Below are 11,318 nucleotides of genomic sequence, written 5' to 3' on the forward strand. Positions count from 1 at the left end.
TGCTTGGTGTTTTTTTGCTGAACCAAATTTACAAGTTGGAGACCACCTTTTTCTTTTTGGTTGCAGAAATTTCAACTAACTTTGGGGCATCTTCCAACGACTGCACCCTTGATGATTTTTCCGATTTCATCACAAGTCGTTTCATTATTTAGGTCTTTCTCGTATGAAGTCGCAAACCGCCAAAATACAGAGTTAGAGGAATCGCGGCAAATAAAGCGACTGTAAGTATTTTTGTAGTAAAGTTTGCTGTACTGATTGGTGACTGCGGCAATTTCACCAGCACGTTCTTTAGTGCAGGTCCCTATACCATATTCTCGCCTCCAGAAATTACCCAGGAAAGCAGACTTATAGGGGGCTGCATAAGATGAGGAAGTTACAGATGTTTTAAACGTCGTCTGGGAAAGTATCGACCCCGCCCTTGCAAAATCTGCCATTTTGGCTTTTATACTATCGCTCCACTCTCCATCTTTTTCAAAATCGTCTGCGACTTCATCAATTAGTTTTTGCAAAGCAGAGGCACTATTGGTCAGTCCATTGAACAAAAGCGTTACATTGTATAAAACCGTGTCGGTTGCCGTTTTGGGAACGATATCCTGTGGTTCTGTAAAGATTCCTTCTAAGCCTAAAGACTTAATCCATTCATTATTCGCCTGTTCTCTTGCCGACGGAAAATCAAGACCGTTCTTTACCAAATAGGCGATTCGCTTTGATTGGATATGTGTAAACAAGTTGACCCTAGCAATGTACTCTACCCTTTTGTTTATTGTTTTTCGGTCCAAATATGTCGCATCGACTATGGCGTTAAGTGTCAAGGAATCAGTCGTCGTCTTTTGGGAATCCAGTTCAAAAAATTTTCCTTGGCATTCAATCAGCATATAAATTGACTGTTGTCCGATTGTGTCTGACTCCGAATAATACTTGTTGCCAAAGACTCCTATATAACTGGTACTATTGACATTTGTCGATTGATGCTGGACTCCCGTTTTATTAAGAGACGCATTCAGTTCATGAACAACAACCTTCGGGGCAATAAGATACTGCGTACCCGTGGCAAGCACAGCATCTCTAATAGAGAATGTACTTGAGTCCACTTCGGCAGATGACATCGTTTCACTAGAAGATTCAGGGGCAAACGAAGAACTAGACACCGTTGCAGAACTCTGCACTTGACTAGATGAAGACAAACTAGATGAACTTGGACTAGTATTCGAAGATGAACTAGACTTGGCTTTTTCGCAGTTATCCAGATTCAACACATAAGTAACACCATCATCACACAGGTACATTTTTTCGCTGCTGCTTGAATTTTCTGTTTCATTGTCAGAACTGGATGAAGCCGGAACATCGCTAGAACTGGAGGCAACTTGGACCTCGCTTGAACTTGAATTCGTCACACGGCTGGAACTTGATGCGACCGACTTTTCACTAGAACTGGATTCAACAGATTTTTCGCTAGAACTAGAGGTTACTTGAACTTCGCTAGAACTAGAGACTACCTGAACTTCGCTTGAGGAACTGGACGAAACTATTTCAACCCATTTACCATCGGAACATTCTCTGAAGTTTTCGCTGTCCGCCGGCTTGATAACGAGACCTTCGTTAGATGAATCGCAAGGAATTTCGGTCCCCTTGGAATCATTTGCGTTATCGTTCGCATTACTCGCAGAATCATCGCCGCAAGCGAAAAAGCAAAGAGCCGAAATAACGGATACGCTTAACACAACATAGCGCAGGCTGTTTTTCATGGGACACCCCTGGTTAAGTCTTTTTACAGGATAGAACTGTTTTCCTCTAATATAAATTATTTTAGCCGTTTTGTAAAAAAAAACATACATTTTATCATTTTTTCAGTCGGCTCTGTTAGGCCAGACCGTATAGCTGCGAACTCGCTGTGGCGAGCCTGATGACCTTTTCAGCGTAAAAAAATTGATTACGACGCCAAAAAACAGTTTTGGATGGGCTTACGGATTGAGGATTTTTTGCTAGCCGGGCACAAGTGTACAGTTTAGCCCGACAGAGCCTTTCATCAAAAAACTAAGCAAAAAGGCAGTCCATAGACTACCTTTTTAGTTTTTTTTTGATAATTTGGGCCGATTTTGATTGTCGCGGGCCTACGCCTGCTTCAGTGGCGTCATACTCTTGGCGCAAATCGCCATGGTCGAGAGATTGTGCAACAAGGCCGAGGTCGAGGGTGCCAAGAAGCCGAAGAACCCAGCCGCGAGTAACGACGTGTTGAAGGCCACGATAAAGCGGTAGTTCGCCTGGATGCGGTCCATGAGCTGCGTACTCAATGCGCGGAGTTCGGCGAGGTCGCGCAGGTCTTCGCTGCGGAGGGTCACGTCGGCGGTTTCGCGGGCAATGTCGCTGGCATCGCTCATGGCGACCGACACGTTCGCGGCGGCAAGGGCGGGAGCATCGTTGATTCCGTCGCCCACCATAATCACGCGGCGGCCTTCGGCCTTCATTTTTTCCACATAGCGGTGCTTGTCTTCGGGCAGCACCTGCGCAAAGAAGGTGTCGATGCCCAAAAGTTGCGCTGTGCGTTCAGCGGCTTTCTGGCTATCGCCGGTAATCATCGCCACATGCTTGATCCCGCGTTCACGGAGCATGCGAATGGCTTCGGCTGCTTCGTCTCGCGGAGGATCGCTAATGCAAAGCACGCCCGCAAGGTTCCCGCCAATGGCAAGGTAAATCACGGATGCGGCTCCGGCGAGTTCGTCGATCTTTTTCTGTTCCGCCTCGCCCACTGCAATTTTTTCGTCTTCGACGACGAAATGCTTGCTACCGATAACAGCGCGTTCGCCATCGAGAGTCGTCGCGATTCCATGCGCCACAATGTACTTCACGTCAGCGTGTTCTTCTTCGTGGTCGATTCCCCTTTCGGCGGCACCACGCACAATGGCGCGCGCCATGCTATGCGGGAAATGCTCCTCAATGCAGGCGGCAATGCGAAGGATTTCGTCTTCACTGCGGTTTCCGAACGGAATAACACGTTCAAGTTTCGGTTCCGCCTTGGTGAGCGTTCCCGTCTTGTCGAAAACGATGGTGTCTGCAAGCGCGAATTCTTCCAGGTACTTGCCGCCCTTCACGGTCATGTTGCGGTCAGCAGCTTCGCGCAGCGCCGAAATCACCGAAATCGGGGTCGAAAGCTTGATGGCGCAAGAATAGTCCACCATCAGAATCGAGACCGCCTTGGTAATGTTGCGCGTAAACAGGAGCGTGAGCCCGAATCCGATAAAGCTGAACGGTACAATTCCGTCGGCAAGGCGTTCGGCGCGGCTCTGGATAGAGGCCTTCAGGTCTTCGGAGCGATCGATAAGCTCAATAATCTTCTGAATCTTGGTATTGCCACTCACGGCACGCACCGACACGACAATCGAGCCCTCATCTACAATGGTGTCCGCAAAAACGGACTTACCGACCGTCTTATGAACCGCCTGCGATTCGCCCGTCATAGTCGCTTCGTTCACAAAGGCGTCGCCTTCGGTAACGGTTCCATCCACCGGAATCATGCTGCCGGAACGCACACGCACAAGGTCGCCCACCTGAACATCCTGCATGCGCACCTGAACATCGACGCCATCGCGAACGACCCACACCTTGTCCACCTTCACGGCAAGGCTTGCAGTAAGGGCTGTGCGGGTACGCGCCTTAGTATAATCTTCCAAGAGGCTACTTACGTTCAGCAAGAACATAATGGTCCCTGCCGATTCGTAATTGCGCTGCAGGATGCTCGCTCCGATAGCGGCTCCATCTAACACCTCGACAGAAAGCTTTCCTTCACCAAGGCAATTCAGGCCCTTCGCCACAAACTTGAGGCCCCTGTAAATCAGGTGCACCGTGCGGATAGGAGCCGGAATAAACAACTTGGCCAAGTAACGCCGCGCAATCATGAATGCGAGCTTATTCTTGAAATCAGTATCAAGAGCCTGCAGCTGATATTCGGTATCGGGTTCAATTTCCGGAAGATTTGCAATGTTCAGATTTCGAACGAAATCAATCACCTGTTCACGATAGCCATCTTCGTATTCCAGCAGAATACCGCCGTTTTCCGAATGGACTACCGCTTTCTGGACATAAGGTTCACTCACGCATGCCATGTGGATGCGCGGTTCATGCATTTTCTCAAATGCGTAGGCCCCCGCCCGAAAGCGGATTCGCCCCGGCTGATCGTAAACAATCTTGAATTTCATGGATTACTTCGCTTCTGCTTCTTTCTTTGCGTCGTTGCAGATGTCGGCAGCTTCGTCCTTCATGTCTTGGAAGGTGGCCTTAGCGTCGGCAGTGAACTTCATGCCCTGAGCAAGTCCCTTAACGGCATATTCGCGAGTTTTGGGAGCCTTGAGAATCTTCTTTGCAATAGCGGAGCCAACAGCACCAGCCATCACCAACCAGAACTTTTCATTTTTCCATACGGACATAGTTTACTCCTTTTGTTGATTGTTTGTTACTATAAATCTATCTCTTTTTACTTCAAAAAGCAACTTACATACAAACTAATAAACAGACTTAGAGCCTTAGTCCCATAAGCTTTCCAAGCGACTAACAATGTTGCAAATTTGAAATTTAGTTGACAACTTGCAACTTAGTTAGTAGCGATACAACTTAGTTAGAAAGAACTACCTAAAACTGTATCTAATCTTAGTCGCGAAAGTGCGTCCCGGTTTAGATTCTCCATACTTATCGTAAACGGTTTCGTCCATAAAGTTATCGACTTCAAAGCTCCAAGCGAGTTTGTTTTCCCACACGGAATATTCAATACCTAAATCCTGCGTGAACGATGCATCAATCTTTCTGCTTTGGCGAGAACTGACTTTCCAGCCGTAATAGTATTCATCGGTGTAATTTGCGGCCCACCAGAACTTGACAAAATCGTTCTTGTTGAGTATATCACCCATGTGGAATTCGGCCATATAATTCATAAAGAACCGAGGAATGTTCGGGATGATTGCATCTTCTAGAATTCCCTGCTTTGCATTATAATCGATATTGCGCAAATCCTGGAAAGTCCAGTTCGTCCCGAGCAGCACCCATTCATTCACATCGAGTTTTACGTCGCCTTCGTAGCCCCAGCCGCGAATCGGGTCCATGTTAAAGTACGGCACCGACATTTGTGAAGTTCCCATATAATGGATGCGGTTCTTGTAATAGGAATAGAATACGTCTCCGTCAAATCGGAATCGTGCAAACAACGGGATTTCTTGCAAATCAAGAGACAGGCCCACGTTAAAATTGTCTGCTTCTTCGGGTTTGAGGTTTGTCGCGGCACTCACGCGCACTCCATCGCCAAAGAGTTCGTCAGGCGTGGGCAAGCGCACCGCATGCTGGTAGGAGCCCTTGACCGCAAGAGGCTTTACAATCCGGAACATCAAGCTTTCATCGTAGCTAAAGTCCGTATAATCATTCTTTTCCAATACCGCCTGCTGTATCATACTTGTGGAAGTATTAGAAATTTCAGCCTTCATGTAATGGAATTTGAAACCCAACAGGTTCTGGAGTCTCGAATCAAGGAAATTGTCTTCAAGCGAAAGACCCGTCGTCAAAGAAATCGTTTTGCCAGGATAGCCCGCCGTATTGAACCCGACCATTTCGGAGCCCACGTCATCTTCGGGGTCTTCCTTGTGGTACCGGAAAAGCGTATTCCAGTAAACAAACTGATTCTTAATGAATTGGTAATCCAAATTCAGCAAATCGTTGAAATCATACGCCTGTACTGTTCTCAGTTTCGGGAGTCCCATCATCGTCAACTCACCCACATTCTTTTTGGCCGTATCGCAGCTATACCAGTTGCGGCAATGAACGCGGCTCGTGTCAATGGTTTTATTTTCACTGTACCCGAACGAAAAATGGTTACCGAAATTCAGGTCTTTTACAAAGATATTTTTCTTATCCAGGCCGAATGTCGCCCCAAAATTGTATCCTTCGGCACTCGTTTCGACAATGCGGTTCGCATCCCCCTGAATTTCCTTGTCAAACGCGCCATAGCTTGCACCAAGCGAAATCTGGTCGAACCACGCATTCATCAAGTTCGCAAAAGCCTGCACGTTGTAAGATGTATAACGGTCATGGTCGCGAACTACGCTCGTATCCTTGCCCGCAGAACTCTTCATGTAGGGAGACGTGTATTCGTAATCGTTATCGGAATGGTTAAAGTAGCCCGACACGCCTACTTCCAAGCCAGCCCCACCCACAATGCTGTCAATCACGTGGCTTGCCGTTACAGAAGCCTTGTGCGTATTGAAACTCGAAAGGCTGTAGGACGCATCCACCGAATTAGCGGGGCGTTTTTTGGTAACGATATTGATGGCGCCGCCTGCGCCATCTGTCGCAAAACGCGCCGGAACATAGCCCTTGTAGACTTCGATATCGGCAATCTGGTCGATAGGAATATCGTCAAGTCCCAAGTTGCCCTGCGTCTCGACCGGAACGGCATTTACCAGCACCTTGATATTCTTGCCTTCCATGCCGCGAATGTTGATTTTGCCTTCGCTGCCCATGCCGCCGGACTTGCGCACTTTCACGCCCGAAGCGGAATTGACCGCCTTCGAAATAGTCTTGCTGGTATTCTGCATTTCGGCCGCATCAATCGTCGCAACCGATTCCGCCTTTTTGGCCTGCTTCGCCTGTTCTGCTTCTATTTCAGATTCCACCGAAAGTTCGTCCAACTGCGTGACACTTGATGCATTTGCAGCAGGAGCCTCTGACCGCGCCATATCATTTGCGTCACTAGTTGTCGCATTGTTTTCTGGAGCCGATTCTTCCAGAAAATCGTCTATTGAGGTAATTTCATCATCTTGGGCACGGGCCGAAACCGCACCAACCGTAGCAAATATAAAGGCAAGCGTTGCCGCCTTGCAAATAAACATCTTTTTCATCGCAGCGCAATTGAGCAATTTTTAGGTCAAAAATCTACTCCAAACGGTTTGCCGAAAACCCAAATAGCTTTTTGAATTTTGAATTTGCGAATCAAAAAAAATCCGCCCTTGCTTAGCAAGAACGGAAGTTTGTTTTTATGAGGATATTAGGGGTTTATGGAGAAATTTTACTTGAGTGGCACAAGCCACATCGGAATCTGCTTTACATCGGCGATCTTTTCCGCCTTTTCGGACTTAGGATCATAGCGGAAGTAGGCGTTGCCGTCTTTTTCGGTAGAGACCGCAAAAATCACAGTGCCGTCTTCATCGATGTACTTGCCGTAGCTAGCCCAGCTGGAGGAATAGTCGATGGGGAGTGCCTTCATAGTCTTTTTGGCGAGGTCGATTTCTACCGGCTTGCAGGTGTTGTTGTGGTAGCTGTCCATATCGGTCCAAACCTGTTGCAGGTCCACCATCACGTTCAAGAAGGAATACACCTTGGTTCCGTTGGCGTAGGTAGTGGGGCTCAGGTACTTGAAGTTACCTTTCTTGGTGACACCATCGATAGCAACATCCTTGGTTACGAACCACTGATAATCCTTGTCGAACTCGGTTTCGCCCACCTTGATGCGCAGGAATCCATCAACCTGGCCGGGAGCGTAGCCCCAAGAAGCGTTGCTGTAGCAGTAAATGTAACCGTCGGCAACGATGAAGGCCTGGTTCTGAGAATCATCCAGGGAACCCACGGCGGCAACGCGGTCATCTTCGGCCACGGCAATCAAGGAATCATTTTTCACGTCGATAATGGCGACTTGCGCCGTATTGCCGGTAGCATAGTCGCTCACGTTCTGCAACAGGCCGACATAGAGACGGCCGTCAACAATCACGCCCGTGCCCGGAGACACAACGAGAGCGTCGTCGCCCTTGTATTTGGAAAGGTCAATTGCGCCCGTGCGCTTCATGGTTTTCGGGTTGATAATGAGCAGCGAGTCGAGCATTCCGCCCAAGTAAGCCTTTTCTTCGTTCACGAAGTAGATATGGTTTGCCCATACGCCCGCGAGCGAAAGTTCCGCGGTCTTGCTACCAATCTTGTTATTAGCATCGAGACTGTAGCGTGCAATGGTTCCCACGTCAAGGTCGGCAATGAACAGGGAATTGTCGTAATAGACAACGCCTGCGCGGGTTCCGACTTCGATATAGTCGGTGCCGATATCATCTGTATGGTCCAGCGACATCGTGCCGATGAACATCGTTTCGCCGGTAGAGATCGATGTCGCGAATTCGCGCTTGTAATCGTCATTTTCACCATTGGCCGAAGATGAGGAATCGTCACCGCAAGCGGCAAGCATTCCGAGCGAAACAGCAATCGCCGCCATGAATCTTTTTTTCATATATACTCCTTGATTGAGATGCGGTAAAACCGCGGTTGTTAATTTTGCGGAGCATTTTAGAAATGATTTTTGGGGCGTTCTACTCCAAATAGTGACGAAAAAATCTGAAAAGACCAAGATCCTTTTCTCGAAATACAGACTCCATTTAGTCCATTTTCACTCCATTCAGACATTTTTGCAATAAAAATTTTCTATTGCCGTCACAAAATTAGCCTTGACAAAGTTTTACCCGCTTGTTAGATTTGTCTTACTTTTTAAGATTAGACTAACAATCTCAATCTGAATTGATTTATGAGGAAAGAATGCTAGACATCAAAGGAATTGAATGGTTGCACAAAATCGGGTGCTACCATACGACACTCGCAGGAGATCCAATTCTCGTTCTTGAATTTTGCCGGAAGGGGCGCATTACCTGGGCCGGCGGAGCACTTCCCTGCAACCAGCTGAATGCGGGAGAAATGCTGGTTTATGACGCCTGGACTTCGGGTGCGCTAACGCGCTCTGCCGATTACTGCGGCGACCGTATTTTATTCTACGATGAATCGGAAAAGTACATCCAGGATCATTTCGCAGGTTTTGCGCTTGACATCAGGACTCTTGCACAAAAAATGTGCCGTCCGGGCCGACCGTTTATCGTGCACACCAAGGAAGAGGTGGCACACGCCTTCGAGAAGGTCGAAAACAAGTCCAAATCGGCGATGGTCGAATACGGAAAACTCGCTATTTTGGAACTTTTGCTGACCCTGAAGAATCTTGACCAGCAGCGCGAATACGTGTGCCGCGAATGCAATCTGTCTTCACTCCAAATAGAAAAGATTTACTGCATCCGTTCGTTTATCTGCGAGAACATGGATAGTCATTTTACCATTGAGGAACTTTCCGACAAGTTTGACATGCCGCCCACCGCAATGAAGCTCTGCTTCAAGAACGTGTTCGGTTTGCCGGTATTCACTTACGCTCGCCGCGAGCGCATGAAACTGGCCGCCAAGCAACTTCGCGAGTGCGACCGCGGGATTCTCGAGATTGCAGGTGAAGTCGGTTACAATAACGGGAGCAAGTTCGCCCACGCCTTCCAGGATGTGATGGGCATGACCCCGAAGGAATACAGGAAAAAATACAGGATGACAAACGTCGCATAATTATGAAAAAGACATTCTCTAAACTCTACGCATACATGGGCTCGCGAAGACCGCTGTTCCCGCTAGCATTGATTCTCTCGGCATTGAGCGCCATCGCAGGGCTCGTGCCGTTTTTACTGATGTGGCTGATTGTCCGCGAGGTTATCTCTGGCGGCAACATGACTAACATCAAAATTTTCGACTATTCCATCGGAGCGGTTCTCGCCTCGGTCGCAAGCGTTCTGCTCTACTTCGCAGCCCTCGCCTGCTCGCACATGGTTGCATTCAGGCTCGAAGGCGACCTGCGTCGGTTTGCCATGAAAAAACTGATGAGCGCCCCTCTCGGATTTTTCGACAAGAACCCGACCGGCAAACTCCGCAAGATTATTGACGACAACGCCGCGATTACGCACACCTTCATTGCGCACCAGATGCCAGACATTTCGAGCACCATCTTGATTCCCGTCGTGGCGCTCGTGATGATGTTCAGCTTTGACTGGCGACTTGGCCTCGCCTCTTTGGTGCCTATCGCATACGCCATGTTCATTTTAGGCACCCTTGGCCGCAGGGGAACCAAGTTCATGGAACGCTACATGCAGGCCCTCGAAGAAATGAACTCCGAAGCGGTGGAATACGTGCGCGGGATACCCGTAGTCAAGGTTTTCCAGCAGACCATTTTTTCGTTCAAGAGTTTCTACAACAGCATCGCGACCTACCACAAGATGGTGACTGCCTATTCCGACAACTGGAAGGTTCCTTATTGCATCTACACGATTCTCGTGAACGGATTCGTGCTGTTCCTGGTGCCGACTGCAGCGCTCATCATCGGTAACGACGGCGATGTAAAACTCACCATCGTAAACATGATGATTTACGTGCTGGTGACGCCGCTATTCTCGCAGTGCGTGATGCGCAGCATGTACCTGAGCAACGCTACAAACCAGGCGGGCATTGCCATTGACCGCATCAACGATATTGCCCGTACCAAAGATTTGGTGGTTTGCGAGAATCCGGTACCGATGGAAAAGTTCGATGTGGAATTCCGGAACGTGAACTTCACCTACCCCGATACCGACAAGCAGGTATTGAGCGACATTTCGCTCTCGGTACCGGCGGGCCACACGGTAGCACTTGTCGGGCCTTCGGGTGGTGGCAAGAGTACGATCGCAAAACTCCTGCCGCGCTTCTTCGATGTCGATAGCGGCGAAATTACTATTGGCGGTGTTCCGGTCAAGCAGATTGACCCGAAGGAACTGATGAAGAACGTTTCGTTCGTGTTCCAGAATACGCGCCTTTTCAAGATGAGCATTTTGGATAACGTTCGCTACGGCATGCCCGACGCGACTCTCGAGCAGGTAAACAAGGCTCTTGACCTTGCGCAGTGCCGCGAAATCATCGACAAGTTGCCGGGCGGCATCGATACCGTTATCGGGAGCAAGGGAACTTATCTTTCGGGTGGCGAGCAGCAGCGAGTGGTGCTTGCGCGCGCTATCTTGAAGAACGCTCCCATCGTGGTGCTAGACGAGGCGACCGCCTTTGCTGACCCAGAAAACGAACGCTTGATTCAAGAAGCTTTGCACAAACTGGCCGCAGGCAAGACCGTTCTGATGATCGCTCACAGGCTTACAAGCGTGGTGAATGCCGACCAGATTATCGTTGTCGAAGATGGCGAAATCGCTGAACGCGGAACGCACAGCGAATTACTCGAAAAGAACGGCATTTATGCCAAGATGTGGGCCGAATACCAGCAGTCCGTCACATGGACCCTCGACAATTCCAAGGATAATGAAGGAGGCGAAAATGTATAAGTGGGTTCAGAATACTTTTGCTCTTTCTGAAGAAGGCTCCCGCACGTTTGTCGAAGATGCCCCAAAGTTAGTTGAAATTTCTGCAACCAAAAAGAAAAAGGTGGTCTCCAACTTGTAAATTTGGTTCAGCAAAAAAACACCAAGCAA

8 protein-coding genes are annotated in these 11,318 nt (G+C 48.6%); 3 read left to right on the forward strand and 5 right to left on the reverse strand.

Annotated elements, in window-relative coordinates; genetic code table 11:
• Positions 1-71: 71 nt before the first annotated feature.
• From BUB55_RS14110 to BUB55_RS13290, 5 genes are all read right to left on the reverse strand, one after another.
• Positions 72-1,745: a hypothetical protein gene (locus tag BUB55_RS14110; RefSeq protein ID WP_143153079.1), complete on the reverse strand. Its 1,674-nt coding sequence runs from the start codon at positions 1,743-1,745 to the stop codon at positions 72-74.
• Between the two features lie 366 nt (positions 1,746-2,111).
• Complete coding sequence (locus BUB55_RS13275) at positions 2,112-4,193, reverse strand: heavy metal translocating P-type ATPase (protein WP_073192296.1); 2,082 nt, start codon at positions 4,191-4,193, stop codon at positions 2,112-2,114.
• A 3-nt stretch (positions 4,194-4,196) separates the two neighbouring features.
• Complete coding sequence (locus BUB55_RS13280) at positions 4,197-4,421, reverse strand: DUF1490 domain-containing protein (protein WP_072799370.1); 225 nt, start codon at positions 4,419-4,421, stop codon at positions 4,197-4,199.
• A gap of 198 nt (positions 4,422-4,619) precedes the next feature.
• Positions 4,620-6,875: a TonB-dependent receptor gene (locus tag BUB55_RS13285; RefSeq protein WP_234971945.1), complete on the reverse strand. Its 2,256-nt coding sequence runs from the start codon at positions 6,873-6,875 to the stop codon at positions 4,620-4,622.
• A gap of 167 nt (positions 6,876-7,042) precedes the next feature.
• Positions 7,043-8,245: a hypothetical protein gene (locus BUB55_RS13290; RefSeq protein ID WP_143153080.1), complete on the reverse strand. Its 1,203-nt coding sequence runs from the start codon at positions 8,243-8,245 to the stop codon at positions 7,043-7,045.
• A 302-nt stretch (positions 8,246-8,547) separates the two neighbouring features.
• Here BUB55_RS13290 and BUB55_RS13295 point away from each other — a divergent pair, with 302 nt between their 5' ends.
• From BUB55_RS13295 to BUB55_RS14675, 3 genes are read left to right on the forward strand one after another with little or no spacing between them, the layout of a single operon-like run.
• Positions 8,548-9,384, forward strand: a complete 837-nt coding sequence (locus BUB55_RS13295; RefSeq protein ID WP_073192300.1) for a helix-turn-helix domain-containing protein — start codon at positions 8,548-8,550, stop codon at positions 9,382-9,384.
• 2 nt (positions 9,385-9,386) lie between these two features.
• Complete coding sequence (locus tag BUB55_RS13300; RefSeq protein WP_073192302.1) at positions 9,387-11,171, forward strand: ABC transporter ATP-binding protein; 1,785 nt, start codon at positions 9,387-9,389, stop codon at positions 11,169-11,171.
• A complete protein-coding gene (locus tag BUB55_RS14675; protein WP_255369505.1) occupies positions 11,164-11,289 on the forward strand; it encodes a hypothetical protein in 126 nt (41 codons plus the stop codon). Before BUB55_RS13300 ends, BUB55_RS14675 begins: the two co-directional genes overlap by 8 nt.
• The last annotated feature ends 29 nt before the right edge of the window (positions 11,290-11,318 follow it).

It is taken from the genome of Fibrobacter sp. UWP2 (assembly GCF_900141705.1).
In the GTDB taxonomy this organism is placed as follows: Bacteria; Fibrobacterota; Fibrobacteria; order Fibrobacterales; family Fibrobacteraceae; genus Fibrobacter.